The 24,813-nt window shown below is 64.9% G+C and carries 27 protein-coding genes; 15 read left to right on the top strand and 12 right to left on the bottom strand.

Annotated features, from left to right (window positions below; all coding sequences use genetic code 11):
• Positions 1-12: 12 nt before the first annotated feature.
• Together ACVWY6_RS08780 and ACVWY6_RS08785 are read right to left on the bottom strand one after the other, a co-directional pair.
• Positions 13-732 (bottom strand): class I SAM-dependent methyltransferase, encoded by a 720-nt coding sequence (locus tag ACVWY6_RS08780; protein ID WP_457538554.1) that lies wholly within the window; start codon positions 730-732, stop codon positions 13-15.
• 26 nt (positions 733-758) lie between these two features.
• On the bottom strand, positions 759-1,289 hold the full coding sequence (locus ACVWY6_RS08785) for a carboxymuconolactone decarboxylase family protein (protein WP_457537455.1): 531 nt from the start codon (positions 1,287-1,289) through the stop codon (positions 759-761).
• 202 nt (positions 1,290-1,491) lie between these two features.
• Between ACVWY6_RS08785 and ACVWY6_RS08790 the strand changes: the two genes are divergently transcribed.
• Both ACVWY6_RS08790 and ACVWY6_RS08795 read left to right on the top strand, forming a co-directional pair.
• Positions 1,492-2,910: an ABC transporter permease subunit gene (locus ACVWY6_RS08790; protein WP_116917822.1), complete on the top strand. Its 1,419-nt coding sequence runs from the start codon at positions 1,492-1,494 to the stop codon at positions 2,908-2,910.
• The gene (locus ACVWY6_RS08795) at positions 2,907-3,686 is read left to right on the top strand and encodes an amino acid ABC transporter ATP-binding protein (RefSeq protein ID WP_062795250.1); all 780 of its coding nucleotides are present in this window, start codon (positions 2,907-2,909) and stop codon (positions 3,684-3,686) included. Before ACVWY6_RS08790 ends, ACVWY6_RS08795 begins: the two co-directional genes overlap by 4 nt.
• A 17-nt stretch (positions 3,687-3,703) precedes the next feature.
• Here ACVWY6_RS08795 and ramB read toward each other — a convergent pair whose 3' ends face one another.
• A complete protein-coding gene (ramB, locus tag ACVWY6_RS08800) occupies positions 3,704-5,113 on the bottom strand; it encodes an acetate metabolism transcriptional regulator RamB (protein WP_023957514.1) in 1,410 nt (469 codons plus the stop codon).
• A gap of 140 nt (positions 5,114-5,253) precedes the next feature.
• Between ramB and ACVWY6_RS08805 the strand changes: the two genes are divergently transcribed.
• From ACVWY6_RS08805 to ACVWY6_RS08815, 3 genes are all read left to right on the top strand, one after another.
• A complete protein-coding gene (locus tag ACVWY6_RS08805) occupies positions 5,254-5,964 on the top strand; it encodes a hypothetical protein (RefSeq protein ID WP_457537456.1) in 711 nt (236 codons plus the stop codon).
• Between the two features lie 418 nt (positions 5,965-6,382).
• On the top strand, positions 6,383-7,678 hold the full coding sequence (gene aceA, locus ACVWY6_RS08810; RefSeq protein ID WP_023957510.1) for an isocitrate lyase: 1,296 nt from the start codon (positions 6,383-6,385) through the stop codon (positions 7,676-7,678).
• A gap of 208 nt (positions 7,679-7,886) precedes the next feature.
• Positions 7,887-8,774: a 3-hydroxybutyryl-CoA dehydrogenase gene (locus ACVWY6_RS08815; RefSeq protein ID WP_457537459.1), complete on the top strand. Its 888-nt coding sequence runs from the start codon at positions 7,887-7,889 to the stop codon at positions 8,772-8,774.
• Positions 8,775-8,869: 95 nt separating this feature from the next.
• Here ACVWY6_RS08815 and ACVWY6_RS08820 read toward each other — a convergent pair whose 3' ends face one another.
• From ACVWY6_RS08820 to ACVWY6_RS08830, 3 genes are read right to left on the bottom strand one after another with little or no spacing between them, the layout of a single operon-like run.
• A complete protein-coding gene (locus ACVWY6_RS08820) occupies positions 8,870-9,703 on the bottom strand; it encodes an SDR family NAD(P)-dependent oxidoreductase (RefSeq protein WP_457537461.1) in 834 nt (277 codons plus the stop codon).
• On the bottom strand, positions 9,700-10,074 hold the full coding sequence (locus tag ACVWY6_RS08825) for a DUF4873 domain-containing protein (RefSeq protein ID WP_116917801.1): 375 nt from the start codon (positions 10,072-10,074) through the stop codon (positions 9,700-9,702). The genes ACVWY6_RS08820 and ACVWY6_RS08825 overlap by 4 nt, the downstream gene beginning before the upstream one ends.
• 54 nt (positions 10,075-10,128) lie before the next feature.
• Positions 10,129-10,917, bottom strand: coding sequence for a TetR/AcrR family transcriptional regulator (locus ACVWY6_RS08830; RefSeq protein WP_023957502.1), 789 nt, complete (start codon positions 10,915-10,917; stop codon positions 10,129-10,131).
• 304 nt (positions 10,918-11,221) lie between these two features.
• On the opposite strand from ACVWY6_RS08830, the gene ACVWY6_RS08835 reads away from it, so the two are divergent.
• The 8 genes from ACVWY6_RS08835 to ACVWY6_RS08870 all read left to right on the top strand — a co-directional run bounded on the left by ACVWY6_RS08835 (position 11,222) and on the right by ACVWY6_RS08870 (position 18,100).
• Complete coding sequence (locus tag ACVWY6_RS08835; protein WP_031332082.1) at positions 11,222-12,439, top strand: DUF445 domain-containing protein; 1,218 nt, start codon at positions 11,222-11,224, stop codon at positions 12,437-12,439.
• Between the two features lie 132 nt (positions 12,440-12,571).
• A complete protein-coding gene (locus tag ACVWY6_RS08840; RefSeq protein WP_023957498.1) occupies positions 12,572-13,066 on the top strand; it encodes a helix-turn-helix domain-containing protein in 495 nt (164 codons plus the stop codon).
• Positions 13,063-13,860 carry a hypothetical protein gene (locus ACVWY6_RS08845; RefSeq protein WP_023957496.1) on the top strand — a complete coding sequence of 266 codons (798 nt, stop codon included), beginning with the start codon at positions 13,063-13,065 and terminating at the stop codon, positions 13,858-13,860. The genes ACVWY6_RS08840 and ACVWY6_RS08845 overlap by 4 nt, the downstream gene beginning before the upstream one ends.
• Before the next feature lie 107 nt (positions 13,861-13,967).
• A complete protein-coding gene (locus ACVWY6_RS08850; protein ID WP_033336109.1) occupies positions 13,968-14,261 on the top strand; it encodes a DUF2516 family protein in 294 nt (97 codons plus the stop codon).
• Between the two features lie 91 nt (positions 14,262-14,352).
• Positions 14,353-15,270, top strand: a complete 918-nt coding sequence (locus ACVWY6_RS08855) for an AurF N-oxygenase family protein (protein WP_457537464.1) — start codon at positions 14,353-14,355, stop codon at positions 15,268-15,270.
• Between the two features lie 64 nt (positions 15,271-15,334).
• Positions 15,335-16,102, top strand: coding sequence for a MerR family transcriptional regulator (locus ACVWY6_RS08860; protein ID WP_062795259.1), 768 nt, complete (start codon positions 15,335-15,337; stop codon positions 16,100-16,102).
• A 19-nt stretch (positions 16,103-16,121) separates the two neighbouring features.
• Positions 16,122-17,168 carry an alpha/beta fold hydrolase gene (locus tag ACVWY6_RS08865; RefSeq protein ID WP_457537466.1) on the top strand — a complete coding sequence of 349 codons (1,047 nt, stop codon included), beginning with the start codon at positions 16,122-16,124 and terminating at the stop codon, positions 17,166-17,168.
• The gene (locus ACVWY6_RS08870; protein ID WP_457537468.1) at positions 17,168-18,100 is read left to right on the top strand and encodes an alpha/beta fold hydrolase; all 933 of its coding nucleotides are present in this window, start codon (positions 17,168-17,170) and stop codon (positions 18,098-18,100) included. The genes ACVWY6_RS08865 and ACVWY6_RS08870 overlap by 1 nt, the downstream gene beginning before the upstream one ends.
• Here ACVWY6_RS08870 and deoC read toward each other — a convergent pair.
• Positions 18,097-18,795 (bottom strand): deoxyribose-phosphate aldolase, encoded by a 699-nt coding sequence (gene deoC / locus ACVWY6_RS08875; RefSeq protein ID WP_457537470.1) that lies wholly within the window; start codon positions 18,793-18,795, stop codon positions 18,097-18,099. The genes ACVWY6_RS08870 and deoC overlap by 4 nt on opposite strands.
• Before the next feature lie 27 nt (positions 18,796-18,822).
• Here deoC and purU point away from each other — a divergent pair, with 27 nt between their 5' ends.
• Positions 18,823-19,710, top strand: a complete 888-nt coding sequence (purU, locus tag ACVWY6_RS08880) for a formyltetrahydrofolate deformylase (protein ID WP_116917821.1) — start codon at positions 18,823-18,825, stop codon at positions 19,708-19,710.
• A gap of 27 nt (positions 19,711-19,737) precedes the next feature.
• On the opposite strand, the gene ACVWY6_RS08885 is transcribed toward purU, so the two are convergent.
• From ACVWY6_RS08885 to ACVWY6_RS08905, 5 genes are all read right to left on the bottom strand, one after another.
• Positions 19,738-20,976: an LmeA family phospholipid-binding protein gene (locus ACVWY6_RS08885; RefSeq protein ID WP_457537471.1), complete on the bottom strand. Its 1,239-nt coding sequence runs from the start codon at positions 20,974-20,976 to the stop codon at positions 19,738-19,740.
• Between the two features lie 93 nt (positions 20,977-21,069).
• On the bottom strand, positions 21,070-21,867 hold the full coding sequence (locus ACVWY6_RS08890) for a carbon-nitrogen hydrolase family protein (protein WP_457537473.1): 798 nt from the start codon (positions 21,865-21,867) through the stop codon (positions 21,070-21,072).
• 68 nt (positions 21,868-21,935) lie between these two features.
• Complete coding sequence (locus ACVWY6_RS08895) at positions 21,936-22,658, bottom strand: class I SAM-dependent methyltransferase (protein WP_235189510.1); 723 nt, start codon at positions 22,656-22,658, stop codon at positions 21,936-21,938.
• A gap of 49 nt (positions 22,659-22,707) precedes the next feature.
• Positions 22,708-23,217 (bottom strand): DUF2505 domain-containing protein, encoded by a 510-nt coding sequence (locus ACVWY6_RS08900; RefSeq protein WP_023957471.1) that lies wholly within the window; start codon positions 23,215-23,217, stop codon positions 22,708-22,710.
• Positions 23,218-23,237: 20 nt separating this feature from the next.
• Entirely contained in the window at positions 23,238-23,732 is a 495-nt protein-coding gene (locus tag ACVWY6_RS08905; protein WP_023957469.1) for a DUF2505 domain-containing protein, read from the bottom strand.
• Here ACVWY6_RS08905 and ACVWY6_RS08910 point away from each other — a divergent pair.
• Positions 23,731-24,813 carry a UDP-N-acetylmuramate dehydrogenase gene (locus tag ACVWY6_RS08910; RefSeq protein ID WP_457537475.1) on the top strand — a complete coding sequence of 361 codons (1,083 nt, stop codon included), beginning with the start codon at positions 23,731-23,733 and terminating at the stop codon, positions 24,811-24,813. The genes ACVWY6_RS08905 and ACVWY6_RS08910 overlap by 2 nt on opposite strands.

Below are 24,813 nucleotides of genomic sequence, written 5' to 3' on the forward strand. Positions count from 1 at the left end.
CGCTCGAGGTGTTCAGCCGGGTTTGCGGGCAGTGACGTACTGGGCCTGGCCGGTGACGGTCTGTTCGATGTCGACAAGACCGGCTGCCCGCAGTCGGTCGGTCACCTCGTTCCGCTCGAAGAGGTGGTAGCCGCTCCGGCCGGCGACCAACGACACACCCGGAAGCGATGTGAGTGGGGTGCGCAGGGAGGTGAAGACCGCGACCTCGCCCTGCGGCGCCGTCACCCTGGCGAGCTCATCGAGCACCACACCGGGGTCGGGAACGAGGTAAAGAGCGGCCAGGCAGCAGACGGTGTCGAAAGTGCCGTCGGGAAAAGGTATCTCGTGTGCGTCGGCGCGTATGTATGCCACTCGCGGACCGCTGTTGGTGCGCACCGCCCGTTCGATCATCGGAACCGAGAAGTCCAGACCCACGCACACTCCCTCTCCGGTCAGCTGATCGGACAGTGTGCGGGTGTAATTGCCGGGGCCGCATGCCACATCGAGGATGGTGCGGTCGCCGGCGCGGCCCAGACGCGCAACCAGTTGCCGGTCGAACTCCTTCGTGGACGTACCGCCGAGGCTGAACAGTCGGGTGAACACCGGCCGCCATGCCCGCTCATAGATGGTGGCGAACACCGGGTTCTGCATGATCGACAAGCTGGTGCTCGCAGCGGGCTCGGGCGGCCCCAGGAGGTCAAGGTAACCCGGGCTGTCGTCGATGGGCCCGGCCACCCGCCCCGGGTCGAGCATGCCGCGAACCTTGTCGGTGGCGGCGCTCAATGGTCACGCTCGATACGCAACGTTCCGATCGTGGTGGCCAGCGAATCGTATTGACCGACGAGCAGGACGAACTCGATGAGTCGGCGGTCGTCGAGATGCGCCGACAGCTCCTTCCACGTCACGTCGCTCAGGTCCTTGGTACCCACCAGCTCGTCGACCGCGCGCAGCAACGCCAGTTCTTTGCCCGACCATCCCGCGTCCGGCCCCTGGAGGATCCGCGAGAACTCCGCCTCGTCGATGCCTGCTCGCTTGCCGAGACGCTTGTGATGGTCGAGTTCGTACTCGCAGGTGCGTAGATGGGCGGTTCTGATGATCACCAGTTCGGTGTCGTGCCGAGCGAGTGAGCCGAACGGCATCATCTTCGCCGAATAGTGCAGCCATCCACGAAAGAGGCCCTTGCCGCGGCCCAGCGTGGAGAACAGGTGCATGTCCGACAGGCCGAGGGTGCGCGCAGCACCCTTGCTGATCACCCAGTTGAACGGTCCGAGTTGACGAAAGTTTCCGGGGTCGATCCGTTGTGAACTCACCAAGCCAACCTATCGGAGTGGCGCCGACCCGGAGTTGCACACAATCATTTGAGACGCTGAAAAAGCGTCGTCGGCATTCGGTGCACCTGAGTGGTCGCCGAGCGGGGGATTCGGGCAGAGTTGATCGGGGCGGCTTGATGATCAAGGAGTGGAGCGACTCGTGCGTCGGATACTGATCGTGGTCGGGGCCGCGCTTGCGGCCATGGCCGTTCTTGCCGGGTGCGGCGGTAGCGATGTCGGTGGTTTTGCCGAACTCGAGAAATCAGGTGTGCTGCGGGTGGGGACAGAGGGCACGTATCCGCCCTTCAGCTACCACGACTCCCAGACCGGCGAACTGGTCGGCTACGACGTCGACGTCGCAAAGGCCGTGGGCGACAAGCTCGGTCTGCGGGTGGAGTTCGTCGAGGTGCCCTTCGACTCGATCTTCGCCGCCCTCGAGGCCGACCGCTTCGATGTGGTGGCCAATCAGGTCACCATCACCGACGAGCGCAAGGCGAAATACGACCTGTCGGAGCCCTACGCGATCGGAGAGGGCGTGATCGTCACCCAGGCCGACGACACGTCCATCACGTCGCTCGCCGACCTCCGGGGCAAGACCACCGCGCAGACGGAGACCAGCAACTGGGCCGGGGTGGCACGAGACGCCGGGGCAACCGTCGAGTCGGTGGACGGTTTCACCCCCGCGATCAAACTGCTCAACCAGGGCCGTGTGCAGGCCACGGTCAACGACAGTCTCTCGGTGCTCGCCTATCAGGCCACCACCGGCGACACCAGCATCAAGATCGCCGCGAACATCGGGGAGCGCTCTGAGCAGGCGTTTGCCGCCCGCAAGGACAGCGGACTGCTCGACAACATCAACGGCGCGCTGGACGAGCTCCGGGCGGACGGAACCCTAGAAGAGATCTCGCAGACCTACCTCGACGCCAACGCAGCCGGCACGGCCGAGGAGAAGACAGCACCGAGCACGTGGGAACTCATCGCCGACAACCTCTGGCCGATGGCCAAGGCCACCATCACCGTCACCATCCCGCTGACGGCGATCAGCTTCTTCTTCGGACTGGTCATCGCGCTCGGCGTGGCACTGGCCAGGATGTCGAGGAACCGGGCCATCTCCTCGGTGGCCCGGATCTACATATCCCTGATCCGAGGCACCCCGTTGCTGGTGCAGCTCTTCATCATCTTCTACGCACTGCCCGAATTGAACATCCTCATCAATCCGTTCCCCGCCGCAGCAATCGCGTTCAGCCTCAACGTCGGTGGCTACGCTGCCGAGATCATCAGGGCGGCCATCGGCAGCATTCCTAAGGGTCAGTGGGAGGCCGCGGAGACGATCGGGATGGGCTACACCACCGCCCTTCGGCGCATCATCCTGCCTCAGGCTCTGCGCACGGCTGTTCCGCCGCTGTCGAACACCCTGATCTCATTGGTGAAAGACACATCGCTGGCCTCCACGATCCTGGTGACCGAGCTTCTACGGACCGCACAGATCGCGGCAGCCCCCGCCTTCGAGTACTTCGCCCTCTACGGCACCGCCGCCCTGTATTACTGGATTGTGTGCCTTGCACTGTCCTTTGCGCAGGGACGCCTCGAGTTCCGACTGGACAGGTTTGTGGCCAAATGACCGATCTCCGTAAATCCCAGCCCACCGGCGACCTGGTCACCGTCACCGGTCTCTCCAAATCATTCGGCGACAACCACGTGCTCAGGGGCATCGACTTCACGGTTGCAACCGGATCGGTCACCACGCTGATCGGCCCTTCCGGATCAGGCAAGACGACCATCCTGCGCTCGCTCAACGCACTCGACATCCCCGACGGCGGCCAGGTCTCCATCGCCGACGTCGCCGTCGACTTCGACGCACCGGTCGCAAAGCCGCTGCTGGCCCGGTACCGGGCGCAGTCGGGCATGGTGTTCCAGGGACACAATCTGTTTCCGCACAAGACAGTGCTGGAGAACATCATCGAAGGCCCGACGATCGTGCAGAAGCGCCCGCGCGACGAGGTCATCACCGAGGCCAACGCATTGCTCGAGCAAGTCGGCCTGACCGACAAGCGCGACCAATACCCGCATCAGCTGTCCGGTGGTCAGCAGCAGCGCGTGGGAATCGCCCGAGCGCTCGCACTCAAGCCCAAACTGATGCTGTTCGACGAGCCCACGTCAGCATTGGACCCCGAGCTGGTGGGGGAGGTGCTCGGGGTGATGAAAGACCTTGCCGCACAGGGTTGGACGATGATCGTGGTGACCCATGAGATCCACTTCGCGCAGAAGGTCGCCGACCAGGTGCTGTTCGCCGACGGCGGGGTGGTGTTGGAGAAGGGGCCACCTGCCGAGGTGATCGGCGCACCGAAACACCAACGGACCAAGCAGTTCCTGCGGCGTATCCTCGACCCGGTCTAGGTCCTGGCGGCTCGGTTTCAGCGCACCAAGTACGGCGATACGGTGCTGCGGTGTTCGTCGATGTCGAGCTTGACGCCGAGCGCAGGGAAGGCTCGCTGCGGGCAATTGACCCGTTCACAGACCCGGCACCCGGCACCGATCGGGGTCACGTTGGCCTGCGGACCGATCTCGAGACCGTCGGAGTACACGAGCCGCGCCGCATGACGTTGCTCGCAACCCAGCCCGATGGCAAAAGTCTTGCCGGGCTGGCCGAACCGCGCCGCCCGCCGCTCGACGGTGCGCGCCACCCAGAGGTAGTTGCGACCGTCGGGCATCTGGGCGATCTGGATCTGGATCTTGCCCGGCGAGCCGAACGTCTCGTACACGTTCCACAGCGGGCACGTGCCGCCGCTGTTCGAGAAATGGAAACCGGTGGCGGACTGTCGTTTCGACATGTTGCCGGCGCGGTCGACGCGCACGAACGTGAACGGCACACCGCGCAGGTTGGGGCGCTGCAGAGTGGACAGCCGATGGCAGATCGTCTCGTACGACACCGAGAAGAACGCCGACAGTCGTTCGATGTCGTAGCGATAATCCTCTGCGGCACCGTGGAATTGGGAATAGGGCAGCACCGCGGCGGCAGCGTAGTAGTTCGCCATCCCGAGTAGGGCCAGCCGCCGGGCCTCGTCCGAGGTGAAGTTGCCCTCGTCGACCATCTGACGCATGAGGTCGCCGCACTCGAGGTGCCCTAGTTCGGCTGCCAGTTTGAACACCCGCTGTCCCTGCGAGAGGTGCCCCGAGATCTCCAGACGTCGTGTGGCCGGGTCGAATCGGTGCAGCACGGTGTCGCCCAGGTCGACGCGTCGCACGATCTGTACCCCGTGCACCGTCTGCAGTCTGTCGGTGATCTCGTGCCGAATGTCGCCTGAGTGCATCCGCATGCGGGTGGTGAGTTCCTCGGCGGCGGTGTCGAGCTCGTGGAGGTAGTTGTGACGCTGATAGAAGTAGTCACGCACCTCTTCGTGCGGTGCGCTGATCGAACCGCGCATGCTGCCGTCGCCCCGGTCGTCGGTTGCGGCTGCGAGTTGATCGGTGGCGATCCGATATCTGCGGTGCAGGTTCACCATGGCCTTGGCGAGTTCGGGATGGCTGGCAACCAGATCGGTGATCTCTTGAGCGTCGGCGCTGGCGCCCACGTCCTCGTCCATCACCACCTCACGCACCTCGGCGATCAGTCGCGCATTGTCCTGAGAATCGAAGAACGAGGTGTCGACGCCGAACACCTCGCTGATCTTGAGCAATACGGGAGCGGTCAGAGGTCGTGCGTCGTGCTCGATCTGGTTGAGATACGACGGGGAGATGTCCAGTGACTGCGCCAGGGCAACCTGGGAGATGCCGCGCTCGGAGCGCAGCTGTCGCAGTCGGGCGCCGACGTAGGTCTTGGGCATACTTCTAGCGTAGGCGGCTCGCGACCGACGGCAGGTGTGCCGGAACGAGGTCGACCAGCGAGTTGTCCGGATGGATGCGCTGCGGCGGCCGTGCTGACGTGGTCGCCGGTGGCACTGTCTGACCTGTCTAATCTGTGGGGGTGTTGCGCAGACGAGCGGGTGCAGGCGTCATCCTCCTGACGGTGCTGGGCCTGATCAGTGCCGGATGCGGCGACGATTCGACAGACGATGGGCCCGCGTCGTCGTCGTCGGAGGAACCGACGAGTCTTGCGGAGAAGTTGCTGCCCGCCCGTGAGTTCCCGGACGGATACCAACCGACTGAGTTGGGGATCGTCGATCTCCGCGACCAGAATGCGGCCGCCCTGGCCGCGGCGCAGACCGCCGTGTTCGAACCGGCGCAATGCCGGCCCACCGCCGACGCCGATCTCAACGAACAACTCGATGCGGGCAACGCGGCGGTGTCGGCACGCCAGTCCCCGGTCGGGAACACGATCACCGAGCTCGTGACCACCGCGGTCCGAGACATCGACGCCGATGTCCGAACGAGCTCCGGCGCGTGCGCCAGGGTCACCGTCACGATCACGCAGGGGAGCACTGCGGGCACCACGGTGGTGACCGACAACCAGCGGCTGAGCCCGCCGCCGTTGCCGACGTCAGTGTCGTTGCTGGTGAAGTCGACCGCGACGACGACGTATCCCGGTGGCCGTACCGACGTCCAGCAGACCTTGGCCGCCTATGCAGTCGTCGACGGGACCACGGTGCAAGTGGTGGCCATCTCGTCCGAGGGCGGGATGAGCGACCTAGGCTTTTCGGACTTGTTCAAGCGCGCGGTCCTTCGCGCTGCGGCCTGACCCCGCGGCATCGCCGGGCACAGCTCGTGTCCGATTCTGTGTGTGATTGTGGTCACCGTATCTCCGTTGCTGCCGCGGGCCGGTGCGGGTTGAGTGTTGCTCTCGGTCACAGGAATCGAGTGGGAGGCCCCGCAGCAAAATCCCAGTACGCGCGTACTTTTTGCGTACTGGAGAGTAGTTAATTCCAGCCGGTTCACACCCTGATCTTCGCAAAGTTTGCAAAACGGTGGGAAAAGCTGGCCCGAATTCACACGAGACAACCTGTGGACCTGCGGATTTGTGTGTGGCACTCTCGGTTAAGGCACCGCCTCGCCAGGGTGAAGAAGTTGTTAATTTGCCCCGATCAGGTTCGGCTGGGCTCCGGACCCACCGGAGCGGGCCACTACACCAGCAAGCTAACGAAAATGGAGTGCGAGATATGAGCACCGTCGGAAAACCAAGGACTGCCGAAGAGATCCAGCAGGACTGGGACACCAACCCTCGTTGGAAGGGCATCACCCGCGACTACAGCGCGGAGTCGGTCGCGAACCTCCAGGGTTCTGTGGTCGAAGAGCAGACCCTCGCGCGCCGTGGCGCCGAGATCCTCTGGGAGGGTGTCACCCAGGGTGACGGCAGCTACATCAACGCACTCGGTGCCCTGACCGGTAACCAGGCTGTGCAGCAGGTTCGCGCCGGCCTCAAGGCCGTGTACCTCTCCGGCTGGCAGGTCGCCGGCGACGCCAACCTCTCGGGCCACACCTACCCGGACCAGTCGCTGTACCCCGCGAACTCGGTTCCCTCGGTCGTCCGTCGCATCAACAACGCTCTGCTGCGCGCCGACGAGATCGCCCGCGTCGAGGGTGACAACTCGGTCGACAACTGGGTTGTTCCCATCGTCGCCGACGGTGAAGCCGGCTTCGGTGGCGCGCTGAACGTCTACGAGCTGCAGAAGGCCATGATCGCCGCTGGTGCCGCCGGCACCCACTGGGAAGACCAGCTGGCTTCGGAGAAGAAGTGCGGCCACCTCGGTGGCAAGGTGCTCATCCCGACCCAGCAGCACATCCGCACCCTGAGCGCGGCGCGCCTGGCTGCAGACGTCGCCAACGTTCCGACCGTGGTCATCGCCCGCACCGACGCCGAGGCGGCCACGCTGATCACCTCCGACGTCGACGATCGGGACAAGAAGTTCGTCACCGGTGAGCGCACCGCCGAGGGCTACTACCACGTCAAGAACGGCATCGAGCCGTGCATCGAGCGCGCCAAGTCCTACGCGCCGTACGCCGACATGATCTGGATGGAGACCGGCACCCCCGATCTCGAGCTCGCCCGCAAGTTCGCCGAGTCCGTCAAGAGCGAGTTCCCGGACCAGCTGCTGTCCTACAACTGCAGCCCGTCGTTCAACTGGAGCAAGCACCTCGACGATTCCACGATCGCGAAGTTCCAGAACGAGCTCGGCGCAATGGGATTCACGTTCCAGTTCATCACCCTGGCCGGCTTCCACTCGCTGAACTACGGCATGTTCGATCTCGCCTACGGTTACGCCCGCGAGCAGATGACGGCGTTCGTCGACCTGCAGAACCGCGAGTTCAAGGCCGCCGACGAGCGTGGCTTCACCGCCGTCAAGCACCAGCGTGAGGTCGGCGCCGGCTACTTCGACAACATCGCCACCACCGTCGATCCCACCAGCAGCACCACCGCGCTGGCAGGAAGCACCGAAGAGGGTCAATTCCACTAGAACTGGACCCCCTCTCGGGAACTTGAGCGAACTAGTGGGCGGCTCGCGACTACCGTTGCGGGCCGCCTGCTCGTTTTCAGGTGAGTTCTGGGCGTACCCCGCAAGGGTTACCCACCTCTCGCCTTTGTGTTGGTTGTTTGGTTCGAAGATCTCGGTTCCGATTTTTCGGTTCAAAGATGTTGTGCTCGTTGTTTTTTAGGAGCTTGTTGTGAGCGAGAAGATTTCGCGGGTCGGCGTGATCGGTGCCGGTCAGATGGGCGCAGGCATTGCCGAGGTCTGTGCCCGGGCGCACGCCGACGTGTTGGTGTACGAGACGACCCGCGAGCTCGCAGCCGCCGGAAGATCCCGCATCCTGCGGTCCCTTGATCGCGGTGTGAGCAGCGGAAAGCTCACCGAACGCGAACGGGAGCAGGCCTCTGCGCGGCTGCGGTTCACCACCGATCTGGGCGACTTCGCTGACCGGCAGATGGTGTGTGAGGCAGTGATCGAAGACGAATCGATCAAGACTGAAATCTTCAAGCAGCTCGACAAAGTGGTCACCGACCCGAATGCCGTGCTCGCTTCCAACACCTCTTCGATCCCGATCATGAAGCTAGGCATGGCCACAGCCAATGCCGACCGTGTGATCGGCATGCACTTTTTCAACCCGGTTCCAGTACTCCCACTCGTCGAGCTGGTGACCACGTTGATGACCTCGCCCGAGGTGACCACGCGCGCAGAGCAATTCGCCCGCGACATCCTGGGCAAAGAAGTGGTCCGATCGGCAGATCGCTCCGGGTTTGTTGTCAACGCACTGTTGGTTCCCTACCTTCTCTCCGCGATTCGCATGGTGGAGAGCGGATTTGCCACGGTGGAAGACATCGACAAGGCCATGGTGCTCGGCTGTGCCCACCCGATGGGTCCGCTCAAACTGAGTGACCTCGTCGGTCTCGACACGGTCAAGGCGATCGCCGACAAGATGTACGAAGAGTTCAAGGAACCGTTGTACGCCCCGCCCCCTGTGTTGCTGCGAATGGTGGAGGCCGGCCGGCTCGGCAAGAAGTCCGGGCACGGGTTCTACAAGTACGAGTCCACGAAGGCCGGCGTCAAGAACTGACGGGCTGGACGGGAGCCAACTGGCTGCAGCAACGCACGCTCACGTGCGTTGCACACCGGTCTGAACCAGAGCGTCTGCACAAACCCATTCGTGGGTCAGGCGGGCGGGAACAGTGGCCCCCCACCGAACGGTTCGCGATGGGATTTCGGTGGCGTTCCGTCGTTGTTCACCAACCCGTACTGCGCGCCGAGTTCCGCGGTCACCAGGGTGTGGCCGTTGCGCTCGGGCAACGAGGGATCCCGCCACAGACGGTCGATGACGCGGCCGACGAATTGAGGATGTTCTGCCTCGTCCAGCCGGAAACCGGCGAACTCCTCGATGCCCAGCGACATCAGCAGCTCGGTCTGGATCAGGCCCAGCCACAACGAGATCGCGGCCACGCCGGTGCCGGAGAGTTCGTGGCCCATGTCGAAGGCCATCTTGTCGAGGGCGGCTTTGCTCATGCCGTATAGCACCGAATGCAGGTGGCCGCGGGTCCCGAACGACGAGATGTTGACCATCAGGCCGCTGCCCTGCGGAACCATGATCTTCGCGGCCTCCACGCAGGCGACGTAGTGTGCCCGTAAACCGACCGTGATCAGGGTGTCCCAATCACCGATTGGCCGCTCCCAGAACTTGTCGCTGAATCCGCCGAACCCCTTCGGGGCCGCCCAGACATTGTTGACCAGCAGGTCGAGTCGACCATGCTCTGCCGAGATCTGGTCGAACAAGGCGGACACCGAGGCGTCGTCGGAGTGGTCGCAGCTCACGCCGACCGCGGCGCCACCGGACGCGTTGATCTCCGACACCGTCTGTCCCAGTGGCTCATCCGGCGTCACACCACCGCGGGCGGTCACGTAGACGGTCCAGCCGCAGGCCCCCAATGCCGTTGCCACACCCTTGCCGACGCCACGGCTGGCGCCGGTCACCAGCGCCACGCGTTCGGTCACCGGATGTCCTCTCCGGTCGACGTTCCCGGGATGTGGATGTCGTCGCGATCGACGTCGTCGGGTAGCTGCGCGAACGGGGGAGCGGTGACGCCCGCGATGGTGAAACCACCGAACAGGTCCACCGCGGACAGCTCACCCTCGCCCGCCCCTTCCGGAGTCTCGACGATGGCCCGGGTTCCGGCGGCTATCACCACGTCGGCGGGCAGTGCCGGCGCGAGCCCCCGGATGCGTCCGGCCCAGACGTAACGACCTGCCAGCGGATCGAAATGCCCCGACAACTCCACCTGAACCTGCGCGGGCTCGTGCCCGTCGATCGTCACCGTCGCCGGACCTGAGTAGGACCCGGCCCCGTCGTCCTCGTGCTCAGCCATGCCGACAAACCTATCCCGCGGCCGCCGGTGCCCGACAACGATCGCCGACAGCGGTCACTCCGGAGCGCCGGGCGCCTTCGGGAGGGGATGGTCCAGAGAGTTGAAGTACTCCGCCGAGCCCCCGGCTGCGGTGATGCCGGCAATCGAGGACCACACCATCATCGTGAGGTAGTCGATCAGCTGTTCTTTGCCCAGCCGGTGCTCGACCATCCACCAATGCACTGCGAGCTGGATGGCCCCGACGAGGCTGTAGGCCCAGGTCTCGACACCACCGGTTTGCGAGCCCTGCTCCACGAGTCGGTTGATCATGACAAACGTGAGCATCTGGGCGATCAGCTTCTGGGAGTCCGCCACCACCTCCGAGCCCGATCCGCCCGACATCACAAACGAGTAGATCTGCGGTTCGTCGGCAACGGTCTGCACATAGACCGAGATGACCATCCGCGTCAGTTCGAACTCGCCGACGTCCTCGTTGATCGCACTGCCGAGGCGTGGCACCAGGACGGTCTCGATGAAACGCATCATCGCGGCAGTGGTGAGGTCACTCTTGTCGGTGAAGTACCGGTAGAGGACGGTCTTGGAAACGCCTATCTCCTGGGCGATCTCGTCCATCCCGGCATCGGCGCCGAGGGTGCGTACCGCAGCCAGGGTGCCATCGACCAGTTCGCTGCGCCGGGCTTCCTTGTGACTTTCCCACCGGCGTTTGCGGCCGTCGGGTTTGGCCTCGTCGGCACCCACCTGGTGGCGGATCGCCTGAGGCAACGCAACACCTTTGCTGGCCGCGACAGCGGCGGCAGCAACGGCCGCGCGCGCGGCGGCGGCCGGGTTGGGACGTGGTGACATCGGTGCGGAGTCGTTTCTGGTCGTGGGCGGTCGCGTCCAGCTTATGTTCCCCGGCACTGCGCAACACCCAAAGAGAGCCGAGTCACCTTCGCCGGCGCGATTCTGTGCCCCGACTTTGGGTAACACTGGACAAATGAATGCGACTCCAGCGACGCCGCCGGCCATCGACCCGGGTGGACGCCATCGGTTGCCCGGTGAGCTTCCGGCCGGCCGGCCTTCGTCCTCACCGTCGGGTGAGGCCCCGAAACGGACCATCGCCGGGCTCAGCGGAGCCGACGCCGAACGCAAGGCCGCGCTTCGCCGGATGAAGATGGTGGCCACCGGGTTCCTGCTGTTCGCCGCTGCCGTCTACTTCTTCTGTCGCTGGATCGAGGATCGGGACGGCGACAACGTCGCTGCCTGGGTGGGTTACGTACGCGCGGCGTCCGAGGCCGGAATGGTGGGCGCGCTCGCCGACTGGTTCGCGGTGACGGCGCTGTTCAAACACCCACTGGGGATTCCGATTCCGCACACTGCGTTGATCCGGAAGAAGAAGGACCAGATCGGCGAACAGCTCGGCGACTTCATCGAGGACAACTTCATGACCCCTGAGGTCATCGAAGACAAGGTGTCGCAACTGGCATTGCCCACCCGGGTCTCGTCATGGCTCGCCGATCCGAAGAACGCACCCCGGGTGGGTGCCGAAGCGGCGCGGGGTATCGCTTTCGCTGCCGAGATGCTCGACGACGAGGACATCGAGCAGCTGATCATGGCGGGAATGCGCTGGGCCGCCGAACCTGAATGGGGACCGCCGGCCGGGCGGGTGCTCGAACAATTGATCGCAGAGAACCGGCTGGAGCCGGTGATCCAGATGGTCTGCGACCGGGCCCACGACTTCGCTCTGGGCAGCCAGGATCTGATCGACCGGGTGATCGACAAGGACGGGCCCGCGTGGGCCCCGAAGTTCGTGAACTCACTGGTCGGTGATCGTCTCTACCGTGAGCTGGTCGAGTTCACGTTCAAGGTGAGGTCGGATCCGGATCATCAGGTGCGCCAGGCGATGACCGCCATGCTCGTCCAACTCGCGACCGACCTGCAGAACGATCCGGCGACCATCGCGAAACTCGAGGCGATCAAGACCGAGATGCTCGAACGCGACGAGGTCACCGGTGCGGCGTCGACCGCCTGGAATGCGGGCAAGGCGCTCATCGAGCAATTGCTGGCCGATCCCAACGGGACGTTGCGGGCCACACTGACCGATTCGATCATCCAGGTGGCCGTCCGCATCCGCGACGACGAGGTGCTGCAGAACAAGATGAACCAGTGGATGGTGCGCGTGGCACGGCACGTCTCGCAGAACTACTCGCAGGAGATCATCTCGGTGATCACCGAGACGGTCCGTGGTTGGGACGCCGACGACACGAGCAAGAAGATCGAGTTGCAGGTGGGTCGGGATCTGCAGTTCATCAGGATCAACGGCACCGTGGTGGGATCGCTGGCCGGCCTCACCATCTACACCGTGTCCGTGCTGCTCTTCCACTAGCAAATGGGATGAGGCGGGCGGTAGACCCTCTGACCAGCCAACGGCTGTGGTTTCCATCACGAATTAGCAGATTGCTTGCAATTGCTAGCGGACGTGGCAGTATGGGGAACCGAAGCCTGAAGGAGTAGCCGAATGGTTCCCACACCAGCTGAATCCGAGGACGAACCGGTGACGGCGGTTGTCGCGAACGCGGCACAGGACATTGCCCAGGACATCGGTGCCAACGTTGCCACCGCTGCCCAGGACATAGGCAGTTTCATCAGGTCTCAACGGATCGCCGCCGAGGTGTCATTGCGTCAGCTCGCCGAGCGCGCGGGGGTGAGCAATCCGTACCTCAGTCAAATCGAACGAGGGTTGCGCAAACCTTCTGCAGACGTACTGGCCCAGATCGCAAAGGGGCTGCGTGTGTCTGCCGAAGTGCTGTACGTGCGGGCCGGAATCTTGGAAGAGCGGCCCGCGAGTCCGATGCGCGACGCGCTGATGGCCGACACCGCCATCAGTGAACGCCAGAAACAAGTGTTGCTCGAGATCTACGAGTCCTTCTGTAAAGAGAACCGGGCTGCGAGCGAAAGCGACACGGACACAACACAATCAGCACCAACCTCAGATACCGGAGACAACACATGACCAAGTCAGACCGCAATCTCGCCAACCCGATCTACGCCGCTGTCGGCGCCGGAGACCTCGCCCTCAAGCAGGTCAACGAAGTGATCGCCCAGCTGCGCGAGCGCACCGAGACCGCCACCGAGCAGGCACAGGCGCGTTTCGAAGAGACCCGCACCACCGCGCAGAGCCGCATCGAGGAAACCCGCGAGCGCATCACGGCGCTGCCGGAAGAGGTTCCCTCGACCGTGGAAGAGCTGCGCACCAAGTTCACCCCTGAAGAGCTGCGCAAGGTCGCCGAGGCCTACATCGAGGTCGCGACCGGCATCTACAACTCGCTCGCCGAGCGCGGCGAAGAGACCGTCGAGCGCCTGCGCACCGCTCCTGCTGTCGGAGAACAGCTCTCGCGCGCCGAGAAGGTCTACAACGACGCGGTTGACCTGACCGAGGACACCCTCGGCACCATCTCCTCGCAGACGCGGGCCGTCGGCCAGCGCGCGGCGAAGCTCGCCGGTCGCGCCTCGGCCAACATCGAAGAGGCCATCGAGGACGCCACCGACGAGGCCACCGACAAGCTCAACGGCACCGCCGGCAAGGTTGAGATCAAGGCGCGTGCTTCGAAGAACTCACCTGCCAAGAAGATCGCCGAGGCCAAGGAAGCGGCTCAGAAGACGCCGGCCGCCACGGAACCGGCTCCGGCCAAAGCTCCCGCCAAGAAGGCCCCGGCGAAGGCCGCCACACCTGCCACCGCAGCGAAGGCGCCCGCCAAGAAGGCTGCTCCGGCCAAGAAGGCTCCGGCCAAGAAGACCACCGGATAGTCATCGACTGACGAGCCGTCAGGCTCACCGCCGCCGTGTTTCTTCGGCGCGACCGCCAACTTCGGCGAACCGGACAGTAGGCTGCCACCGTGGATGTCATCTCTTTCATGGGTTACGCGCAGAGCATTGTCCTGTTGCTGTTGACGGTCGCGGCCGGAGTCGCGGCGGCGGTGTCGTTGGTGCATGCCGCACTTCAGCGGCCGGATGCCTTTCCGGCGGTCGACCGCCAGACGAAGGTGATCTGGGTGAGCATCCTCGCGGCCGCCACATTGATCATCTGGCTGTTCGGCGCGATCAGCTTCCTCGGGATCATCGCTGTGGTCGCTGCGATCGTCTACATCGTCGACGTGCGGCCCCGGGTCGACTCCATTCAGAACCAGTCTTGGTTCCGCAAACGATGACAACATTGATTGACGAATAACCTTGACAATGGGCGGTGTCGTATAGGACTGTGGTCCTAAGCACACATCGTCCTTTGGAAGGGAGTCCGCGATGACAATGATTGTCGAACCCGCGTCCAGACTCGACCGCGTGCACGACCGGCAGGACATCGCCAAGAGGTTGTTGAAGTCGGCCGCACGCAAGTCCTACGACCCGCTCATCGAGGTCGATTGGGATGCCGAGGTGGTCCCCGGTCTCTACGGCATGACCACGGAGTGGTGCAGCCTCTACGGCACGGACCTGTGGGACCGGATGACCGAAGAGCAGCGCATCACCCTCACCAACCACGAGGCCGCCAGCATCAGCGCCACGGGCATCTGGTTCGAGCTCATCCTCATGCAGATGCTCATCCGCGACGCCTACCGCCAGGACCCGGCGAGCCCACACTTCCAGTTCGCGCTCACCGAGATCGCCGATGAGTGCCGCCACTCGACCATGTTCGCCAAGGCGGCAGAGGTCTTCGGTATCCCCAACTACGAGCGGCCCCGGTGGGTCAACTTCCTCTCGCGGCCCTTCAAGGCGCTGGCGTCGGGATCCCTGGCCTTCGGTGGCACCCTTGCCGCCGAGGAGATCCTCGACATGATGCAACGCGATTTCATGAAAGACGATCGCGTACAACCGGTCACACGCACGGTGAGCAAGATCCACGTGCTCGAGGAAGCCCGTCACATCCGCTTCGCCCGCGAAGAAACGGTGCGCATCGCGGCCGAGATGACCCCCATGCGTCGTCGCATGACCCAGCTCTCGCTGGCCGTCACCGTGTACCTGGTGATGTACAGCCTGGTGAACCCGAAGGTGTACGAGGCCGCGGGCCTCGACAAGCGCGAGGCCAAGCGGGCTGCGCGCAACAATGTGCACTACCGCGACCGCACCAGGGACGGCTTTGCCAAGACCATCCGCTTCCTCGACGAGTGCGGTCTGATCGGTGGCCCCGGCAAACTGCTGCTCAAGCGGGCCGCAATCATCTGACGACAACCGGCGATACCGGCCCGCCTCCGCCGTCAAGCATCACGACCCGACCTAGAATGAGCGGATGGCTGAATACCGGATCAACGAACTCGCGGATGTCTCCGGCGTCAGCGTTCGCAACATCAGGGTCTATCAGGACCGTGGGTTGTTGCCGCCGCCAAAGATCAAGGGGCGCACGGGCTGGTACTCGGCCGAGCATCTGAGCCGGCTCAAGGTGATCTCGCAGATGCTCGAGCGCGGGTACACCTTCGCCACGATCAGCGAATTGTTGATGGCCGCCCGGTATGGGCTGAAGGTGGAACACGTCCTCGAGGGGGAGCCCAAACGCGGTAGCCGGTGGAAGAACTTCCGCCGGATGGCCACCATCACGATCTCCGAACTCCGCAAAGGGCTCGGGGCCACCGACAGCAACATCGCGCTCGGTCAGCGTCTCGGACTGCTGGTCAAAGAGGGTGCGGGTTACGCCGTGACCAACCCCGAGGTGCTGGCCGGCGCCGAGGTCCTGGTGAAGGCGGGCATCGACCTGGACGTTTTGCTCACGCGATGGGAGCGGGTCCAGCAGGATCTGCAGGACATCGCGGCAAGCTTCGTCTCGATCGTCACCGACAAGTACTTCGAGGACGGGTCGCCGCTCGAGCTCGAGGAGAGCGAAGTGATCCGGCTGGCCGAACTCGTGCACACCGTGCGGCCGATGGCGCACGAGATCGTCGAGGTCGCGTTCAGCAAGGCGATGGACACCGAGATTTCCAAGGCGCTCGATCGCGGTGCCGAACTGATGATGGCAACAGATGATGAGAAGGCCGGCGTCCAGGCGGAGTCCGGCTCTACATAGAGATGGGTAGATCGGACAGATGAACACACGATCAGTGGCTGTCGGCAGTGCCGCGGTAGGAGCAGGAGTGATCGCGGCCGGTGCGGCGATCACCGGCACCTTCCTCGGATCGATCGTGCGAGAGGCCTTGAAGGCACCTGACCCGATCGAAGACGAGCCCGACCCGCTGCTCGCCACGCCGGCGCAGGACCCCGAGCACATCGAGGTGATCGCCGCTGACGGCACCCCGATCAACGTCGTCGCGTACGGTCCACCCGACGGAGAGCTGATGGTGCTGGTCCATGGCTGGACCTGCAACACCAAGTACTGGTATCCCCAGATCAACACCTTTTCCGACCGCTTCCGCGTGATCGCGTACGACCAGCGCGGGCACGGCGAATCGCCTCGTGGCAGGACGAAGCTCAGTACCGATCTGCTCGGTCAGGATCTCCAGTCCGTCCTCACCTCCGTGGTGCCCGCAGGGCGCAAGGCATTGATCGCCGGACACAGCATGGGCGGGATGACCATCCTGTCCTGGGCCCAGCAGTTCCCCGAGACCGTGCCGGAGGTGGCGCGCGCGGTGATCCTCACCTCGACGTGTTCCAACCATCTGCTGCCCAACCTCGGCCTGATCCCGCTCGACCTCCCGAAGGCACTCTCGCCGATGGAGTACCTGACGGGTCGGCTCGTCGCCGGTGCCACGATCCATCTGCCGCGGACGCAGATGTCGCGCAAGGTGACCCAGTACATCGCGCTGAACACCACGTCGCGCAAATCCCACGTCGACTTCTGTGACGACATGGTGGCCTCGTGCCCAGGTCGCTCCCGCGGGAAGTGGGGAAACGCGATGGTGGACCTGAACGTGTCCGACGGACTCGACGCCCTGGTGGTGCCCACGGTTGTTGTGGTCGGTTGCGACGACAAGCTCACTCCGCCGGTGCATTCGCAGCAGATGGCCAAGGTGCTACAGAGCCACGGCCACCTCGAAGAGCTGGTGATGTGGCCGGGCATCGGGCACATGAGCAGTATCGAGAACTCTGACGGATACAACAAACTGCTCACCGATCTGCTGCAACGCACCGCCTGATGGCCACCCGCGATCAGGCGGTCCTGCACGAGCCCCGACAACCGGTGGAACACCGGACCGTCGACAGGCCGGCGGGCGCCTCGATCGCGATCAGCAGTTACGGTCCCGCCGACGCTCCGGTGGTGGTGCTCGTCCACGGCTTCGCCGTCAACTCCAAATACTGGTATCCGCAGGTGAACGGACTCGCAGACCGCTACCGGGTGGTCATCTACGACCAGCGTGGCCACGGGCGTTCGGTCCTCGGGTCCGACCCCACCGTGAACGACCACCTCGGACAGGACCTCGATGCGGTCCTCGGTGCGGTGGTACCCGACGGTGAGAAGGCCGTGATCGTCGGGCACAGCATGGGCGGCATGTCGGTGATGAGCTGGGCGGCCCAATTCCCGGCGAGCGTCCGGAAGTACGCGCGGGCGATCATGCTCGCCGGCACCGCGGCCACGGCGCCGGTCACCAAAGCCGCCATGCGCTTCGGGGATCCGGCCACGCTCGCACGCCGGGCCGAATACGAGTTCGCCTGGCTCGCATTTCGGGCGATCCACTGGCCCGGAGGTGACCTGATGATGCGATCCGGTATGACGGTCGCCGGAGCGTTGTTCCCCGGGATCAGTCGCCCGCAGCTCAAGTTCCTCGACTCACTCCTACGTGAAACAGACTGGCGCACAAGGGCAAAAGTCGGCAGATCGCTGGAAGATCTGCACGTCGAGCGCGGGTTGGCGAACATGCCGGTGCCCGTCGCAGTGGTGGTGGGGGACCGGGACAGGCTGACCCCGCCCAGGCTGGCCGATCCGGTGGCCAATGCCCTGCGCTACTCGGGCTCGCTCGAACGATTCGAAACCTGGCGCGGCGCAACGCATCTACTCAACTGGGAGCAGCCGGAGCGATTCAATCGGACGATCGAGGAGCTCTTCTCCGCCACGCCACGACCACGTTAGTCGGGGAACCCGTCGAGCACTGCCCGCGAGCCGGACAGGCCGAGCCTGGTGGCGCCGGCCGCGATCAGCTCGGCAGCGAACTCGGCGGTGCGGATGCCTCCGCTGGCCTTGACACCCACCCCGGGGCCCACCGCCGCGGCCATGAGTCGCACCGCCTCGACACACGCACCTCCGGCAGGATGAAAACCGGTGGAGGTCTTCACCATCGATGCCCCACCTCGGACCGCGGCCTGGCACACGGCCGTGACGGTGTCGGGGCCGGAGAGCGACAACAGCGCTGCGGACTCGATGATGACCTTCAATGTGATCGACGCGCCGATGCCCTCGCGGACGGTGAGGACATCGGCGAAGATCTCGTCGAACCTGCCGTCCACGGCAGCGCCGACGTCGATCACCATGTCGATCTCCTGCGCGCCGGAGTCAACCGCGAGCCGCGCTTCGGCCGCTTTGACCAACGAATGATGCTTGCCGGAGGGGAATCCGGCGACCACACAGCTCCGCTGGGCGCCGGTGTCGATGGGCAGCATCGACGGTGAGAGGCAGACGGCGAGCACACCCAGATCGGCGGCTTCGGCGACCGTTGCCTCGGCATCGGCACGGGTCGCCTCGGGTTTGAGAAGTGTGTGATCCACCATCGCGGCGACCACACGCCGGGTGAGACTCGAACCGGTCGGGGCAGGCAAGGTATCGGACATGAACCGAGCTTGGCACACTGGTTGGTTGTGACCACACTCTCGCCGGTCGAATCCGCCGGCCACCGCTATGTGCTGACTCTCGGCTGCCCCGACACCACGGGCATCGTTGCCCGGATCTCGGGATTCTTGGCCGAGATCGGCGGTTGGATCGTGGAGGCGGCCTACCACTCCGATCCCGACAACGGCTGGTTCTTCACCCGCCAGGCTGTGCGCGCCGACTCGGTGCAGATGGATGTCGACGAGCTGCGGGCACGGTTCGAGTCCGAGGTGGTCGCCGGGCTGGGCCCGGAAACCGAATGGCGCGTGAGCGATTCGGCCGTGCCGAAGAAGACCGTGCTGCTGGTGAGCAAAGAGGGCCACTGTCTCGGCGATCTCCTGGGCCGCTCCTACCGGGGTGAGCTGCCCGCCGAGATCGGCGCGGTCATCGGTAACCACCGGGCGCTCGAGGACTTCACCGAGCGGATGGGCGTGCCGTTCCACCACGTTCCGTTCGGCGAGGACAAGGCCGCGGCCTTCGAGGAACTACGCGAACTCGTCGACGTCCACAACCCCGACGCGGTGGTGCTGGCGCGGTTCATGCAGATCCTGCCCGAGGAGTTGTGTGATCACTGGGCGCGCAAGGCACTCAACATCCACCACAGCTTCCTCCCGTCCTTTGTCGGGGCGCGGCCCTACCACCAGGCGTTCACCCGAGGGGTGAAGCTGATCGGGGCCACCTGTCACTACGTCACCAGCGAGCTGGACGCGGGTCCCATCATCGAACAGGACGTGATCCGCATCGACCACTCCGACTCGGTGGCCGACATGGTGCGCCAGGGACGCGACATCGAGAAGCTGGTGCTCGCACGCGGGCTCCGCTGGCATCTCGAGGACCGCGTGCTGGTGCACGGACGAAAGACCGTGGTGTTCAGCTGATCCCTCGCGGGTTCAGCCGACCGGCACTCAGACGACGCTGCAGGTGTCGCTCTCGCTGTTGTTGCTCGACTCGCTGCTCTGCGGGAGGGCGACGTCCGTTCCGGAGAACGCGAACTCGACTCCACGATCGGTGACCTTGAGCTGGTCGAAGCTCACCTGATCGAACATCGGCGGGAACAGGCCGGCACTGACCTGGTCGACCAGAAGCTGCGCCCACGAGGTCGGGATGCCAAACGATGCCGCACTGGCGTCGACGACCTCGAACGTCAGCTTGCCGTCCTTGGTGATCGGTTTGAGCTCGGCCTCGGCAGGCAGCGAGAACATCAGCAGCTGGAAGTTGCCGCCGATCGTGATGGTGCCCGCAGCTTCGTTGCCGGTGACCTTGTCCACCTTCAGTCCGCCACCCATGGCCGACAGGAGGCCGCCGAGACCACCGGAGCCCGGGTCGGACGTGTTCGGGTCCGTGGTGGTCGCCGGGTCCTGGGTCTGCTGGCTGAGCTCCATGATCCGGCTGAAGGGGACGTAGCCGTTGCCCTGTAGTTCGCCGACGGTGGCGTCTTTGTCGCCGCTGCTGATGTCGTCTGCGCGAGCATGCAGCTTCATGGCCGAGTCGCCCTCGTCGCTGGTGTCGACCTGGACGTACGGGATCTCTCCCGACATCCACTGCATCAACATGGGCTTTTTGCTGAGCGACACCGAGGTCGGTGCCCCGGTGAGTTCGCCGAAGGACTGTTCGAGGCAGTCCTTGGACTTGCTTCGCAGGTACAGCTCACTGCCGACCCCGAGGATCACCAGCAGCAGCACCAGGCTGAGCGACACCATTCCGACGATCAAGCCACGCCTGCGCTTCGGTCGCTGGGGCGTGACGCCGCCGTCATCGGGCCCGCCTGGACCGTAGGAAGGTCCGGCCGGTGGGATCGGGGGCTCTCCGGGTCCGTCGTAGGGCGCGAAACCGTCCGGCGGCACCTCGAGCTGAGTGGTGTCGTGGCGACCCTGCGACCACGCCGTGTCGGGCTGCTGGCCGGCCGCGACCGGCGCGAACTTGTCGGTGGGCGGGTTCGGATCATCCTGTGGATTGTCGGGCACGCCGTGCGTGCCCGCAGCATCAGTACCGGTTCCGTGACCTGGATCGGCCTGGGGGCCAGGGCCGGAATCGGGTCGGGGCGTCTGGGTTGTGTCGGCGAGATCGTTTCCCTCGGCTCGGTCGGCGGCATTGGGAGAGGGCTGCCCGGCCTGGGTCGATTCGGCGTCGTCGCGTTGATTCATCACGTCGATAATGCATGGTCAGAGGGCCAAACGGGGTAAGAGTTCGCTAAGTATCGCAATGCCGCAGGTCATGGCATGGAAATGGCACGGTGATCATTCGATGGGACGGCGGTTCGCCAGCACGGCGATGGCTGCGCGTGCATGGTCCACTTGATCAAAGTCCAGATCAACGACAGCTAATTCTGGGTCGTTGCCGAGCTCGGTGTGCACGGCTCCGAAGGGGCCGGCGACGAGCGAATGGCCGATGCCGGTCGGCGCCGACGACTGCGCGACGTCGGGATCGGCCGGCACGGCCTGGCCGACTGCAGCAACAAAGCAGCCGCTGTCGAGGGCCCGTGCTGCCGCGAGGATGCGCCACTGTTCCAACTTGCCATCACCCGAACCCCAGGACGCCGGCACCACGATCAGCTGGGCGCCGCGATCGGCGAGCGCGGTGAACAACGCGGGAAAGCGGATGTCGTAACAGGTTGCGACACCGACCGTTGTCTCGTCGACGTCGAAGGTGACCACATCGTCGCCGGCTTGGACGGTCCGCGATTCGGAGAACCCGAATGCGTCGTAGAGGTGGATCTTCTCGTAGCCGGTGAGGTCACCGTCCGCGTCGGCGATCACCAGTGTGTTCCGCACCCGCCCCTCGTCACCGGGAGTGAACATGCCGGCCACCACGGTGATCCCGTGGTCCCGTGCGACATCGCCGACCCCGCGCCCCCACGGGCCGTCCAGTGGTTCGGCCACCGGACCCAGCGGAACTCCGAAACGGCACATGGTGGCCTCGGGGAAGATCACCAGTTCGGCGCCGGCGTCCGCGGCCGCGGCGCTCTGCTCTGCCACCAGGGCCAGGTTCGCGGACGGGTCGGTGCCGCTGGTGATCTGGGCCAGGGCGATACGCATGCGACCTACCCTACGACCGCCTGATGCTGCCCGTGGACGACGGGGTGAGGGCGCGGTAGGCGGGTGGGCTAGGTGGCGGGGGCGACGACATCCCAGGGGACCGTGACGACATTGTCGCGATGGCGACGGCGATCGGGCAGGGGGTCGATCCCGTTGTCGGACAGCAACTCCAGGGTGCGACGCCAGCGCTGGCGAGGACCGAACGGAGCCATCGGAGCGGCAACATCCCAGCATCGGTCGAGAACGGTGAGCAGATGATGGATCCGCTCGCCGGGGACGTTGCGATGAATCAGAGCCTTGGGCAGGCGCTCGGCGAGATCGGACGGCCGGTCGCTGTGCGCCGGGTCCCAGGACAGGGTGAACGTCAACGGCCTCGTGTTGTCCAGCAGAATCCAGCAACACCGCCTGCCGAGTTCGTCGCACGTTCCCTCGACGATGTATCCGCCGGGTGCGAGCCCCCGCTGCATCCTCGACCACGCCGCAGCGACCTCTGATTCGTCGTATTGCCGCAACACGTTGAAGACCCGCACGAGATGGGGTCGCAGGCCGGCGAGTTCGAATCCGCCGACCGCAAATCGAACGCCGTCCCGGGCCGGGACCACCCGTCCGGGGTCGATCTCGAGACCGACGAGTTGGGTGCCCGCGACGACGGTGCGCAGGCGGGCTGCGAGTTCGAGAGCGGTGTCGGGACGCGCGCCGTAGCCGAGATCGACTGCCAGGGGACTGTCGGCCGATGCCAGCGCCTCGATGATCAGGTCGTGATGGACGATCCAGCGGTCCACCCGCCGCAGCCGGTTGATCCCGGTGGTGCCCCTGGTGATGGCGCCGTCGGGTTTGGGGCTAGAGGTTGGCGTCGATCCATCCCGACGTGAATTCCGCTTCGCCGCGGAAGAGGTCCACCAGGTTCACCAGCATGAGCTGCTCGAGTTTGCCGTTGATGAACGGGATGTAGACCTTGACCTCGGTGGTCTTGCGGATGGTGCTGCCGGTCTCGGTGGGGAACAGTTCCTGCCAACCCGTCAGGCTGCCGGGCCCGGCGGGGATCGAGGCGTCGTAGGTGCCCTTGGTGTTCTCGGGGTCGAACGGGCCGAGGAACTCCTTGCGGGTGATGATCATGTCTTTTTTCATCACCGTCTGGGCGATCGCCGGGAGCTCGCTGCGGGGTAGGACCTGCTTGAGGACCAGATCCACACCGTTGTCGTCCACCGTGAGCGACTCGATGTCGGATTGTGGCGTCAGCTTGCGGAACTCTTCCATCTGCGCGTCCCAGAACTCCCGCGAGGACAGCGCCTCGTACACCGTTTTGGCAGGGTGGTGGTACCGGGCGGAGTAGGAGAGACGTCGTGCCATGAGGGAGAGCGTAACGCCGGTCAGTGAGTGTTGATCCATTCGGTGGTGTATTCATGCTCGGCCTCGATGAGCTGCACCACGTTCTCCGCGATGGCCTTCTCGACCTTTCCGCCGACAAACGGAATGGACACCTCGACCGAACCATCGAACGAGATCTCGCAACCGGTGGACGTCGCGATCAACCTCTGCGACCCCTTGACCTTGGCCGGTGCGCCCGAGACAACAGCGGTGAAAGCCCCTTCGGCGGCCTCGCCTTTGGACCACACCACGGTGCGGGTGATCTCCAGATCGCCCGGCCGGATCTTGGTCACCATCGACGGGAGGTTCTTCTCCGGGACCCGCTGTCGCAGCACCACGGTGACCTTGTCGCCCTCGTCGGTGAACGAATCGAGGTCGGAGAGGTCGGCGGCGACATTGGCCACCAGATCTTTCCAGTACTGCTCATCGGCCACTGCCGCAGCGAACTGAGCCGGGGGACAGGGGAAGTCGATGGAATGGTGCAACTTGGTCGCCATGAGTGCAGGCTACCGTTGCTGGGTGGCCACACAAACCGACAACCGTGTACCTCTGGCAAAGATGACCACACTGCGTGTGGGCGGTCCGGCCAGCGAGGTGATCACCTGCCCCGACGCCGACTCGCTGATCGACACCGTCCGTGACCTCGACGAGGCCGGCATCCCGGTGCTGCTGGTGGGCGGCGGATCCAACCTGGTGGTCGGCGACGACGGGTTCGACGGCACGGTGGTGCGCATCGCCGGTACCGATCTGGACTGGGGCGACGATCAGGTGACCGCCGATGCCGGGGTCGACTGGGATGCACTGGTGGCACAGAGCGTCGAGCGGGGATTCGGTGGCCTCGAGTGTTTGTCGGGGATTCCGGGGTCCGTCGGTGCAACCCCGGTGCAGAACGTCGGCGCTTACGGGGTCGAGGTGGGGTCGCTGATGCGTTCGGTGCAGCTTCTCGACCGCCAGACGGGTGCGGTGAACTGGGTGGACCCCGGTGACCTCGAACTGGCGTACCGCAGCAGCCGCCTCAAGCGTCGAAGCGACGAGGTGGTGATCCGGGTGTCATTCCGGCTGAACGCAGATGGGCTCAGTCAGCCGATCCGGTACGGCGAACTGGCCCGGACACTGGGAGTCGAGGAAGGCGAGCGGGTACCCGCCGCCGATGTGCGGGCGGCGGTGCTCGCGCTACGGGCGAGCAAGGGGATGGTTCTCGATCCGGACGACCACGACACCTGGAGCGTGGGGTCGTTCTTCACCAATCCCATCGTTCCGCAGGAGCACCTCCCGACGGTTTTGACGAGGATCGTCGACGAACTCGGCGACGATGCGAGGGTGCCTCAGTTCCCGGCTGAGGGTGGCGTCAAGATGTCGGCCGGATGGCTCATCGAACGGGCCGGTTTCGGACGGGGTTTCCCCGGGACGGACGCGCCGGCCCGACTGTCGACAAAGCATTCGCTGGCGGTGACGAACCGGGGAAACGCGCGGACGTCGGACATCATCGACCTCGCGCGGCAGGTACGTGACGGAGTTCACGCCCGGTTTGGCCTCTGGCTCGAACCCGAGCCTGTCCTGGTTGGTTGCAGCCTCTGA

It is taken from the genome of Williamsia sp. R60, from assembly GCF_054063855.1.

Coding starts and splice junctions, on each gene's coding strand:
- ACVWY6_RS08910 (WP_457537475.1), top strand. CDS start 23,731: ATGAGTGCAGGCTACCGTTGCTGGGTGGCCACACAAACCGACAACCGT.
- ACVWY6_RS08790 (WP_116917822.1), top strand. CDS start 1,492: ATGGCCGTTCTTGCCGGGTGCGGCGGTAGCGATGTCGGTGGTTTTGCC.
- ACVWY6_RS08870 (WP_457537468.1), top strand. CDS start 17,168: ATGGCCACCCGCGATCAGGCGGTCCTGCACGAGCCCCGACAACCGGTG.
- ACVWY6_RS08900 (WP_023957471.1), bottom strand. CDS start 23,217: ATGGCACGACGTCTCTCCTACTCCGCCCGGTACCACCACCCTGCCAAA.
- ACVWY6_RS08845 (WP_023957496.1), top strand. CDS start 13,063: ATGACCAAGTCAGACCGCAATCTCGCCAACCCGATCTACGCCGCTGTC.
- ACVWY6_RS08795 (WP_062795250.1), top strand. CDS start 2,907: ATGACCGATCTCCGTAAATCCCAGCCCACCGGCGACCTGGTCACCGTC.
- ACVWY6_RS08835 (WP_031332082.1), top strand. CDS start 11,222: ATGAAGATGGTGGCCACCGGGTTCCTGCTGTTCGCCGCTGCCGTCTAC.
- ACVWY6_RS08855 (WP_457537464.1), top strand. CDS start 14,353: ATGACAATGATTGTCGAACCCGCGTCCAGACTCGACCGCGTGCACGAC.
- ACVWY6_RS08890 (WP_457537473.1), bottom strand. CDS start 21,867: ATGCGTATCGCCCTGGCCCAGATCACCAGCGGCACCGACCCGTCCGCG.
- ACVWY6_RS08905 (WP_023957469.1), bottom strand. CDS start 23,732: ATGGCGACCAAGTTGCACCATTCCATCGACTTCCCCTGTCCCCCGGCT.
- ACVWY6_RS08885 (WP_457537471.1), bottom strand. CDS start 20,976: ATGAATCAACGCGACGACGCCGAATCGACCCAGGCCGGGCAGCCCTCT.
- ACVWY6_RS08850 (WP_033336109.1), top strand. CDS start 13,968: ATGGGTTACGCGCAGAGCATTGTCCTGTTGCTGTTGACGGTCGCGGCC.
- ACVWY6_RS08840 (WP_023957498.1), top strand. CDS start 12,572: ATGGTTCCCACACCAGCTGAATCCGAGGACGAACCGGTGACGGCGGTT.
- ACVWY6_RS08860 (WP_062795259.1), top strand. CDS start 15,335: ATGGCTGAATACCGGATCAACGAACTCGCGGATGTCTCCGGCGTCAGC.
- ACVWY6_RS08865 (WP_457537466.1), top strand. CDS start 16,122: ATGAACACACGATCAGTGGCTGTCGGCAGTGCCGCGGTAGGAGCAGGA.
- ACVWY6_RS08825 (WP_116917801.1), bottom strand. CDS start 10,074: ATGGCTGAGCACGAGGACGACGGGGCCGGGTCCTACTCAGGTCCGGCG.
- ACVWY6_RS08780 (WP_457538554.1), bottom strand. CDS start 732: ATGCTCGACCCGGGGCGGGTGGCCGGGCCCATCGACGACAGCCCGGGT.
- aceA (WP_023957510.1), top strand. CDS start 6,383: ATGAGCACCGTCGGAAAACCAAGGACTGCCGAAGAGATCCAGCAGGAC.
- ACVWY6_RS08830 (WP_023957502.1), bottom strand. CDS start 10,917: ATGTCACCACGTCCCAACCCGGCCGCCGCCGCGCGCGCGGCCGTTGCT.
- ramB (WP_023957514.1), bottom strand. CDS start 5,113: ATGCCCAAGACCTACGTCGGCGCCCGACTGCGACAGCTGCGCTCCGAG.
- deoC (WP_457537470.1), bottom strand. CDS start 18,795: ATGTCCGATACCTTGCCTGCCCCGACCGGTTCGAGTCTCACCCGGCGT.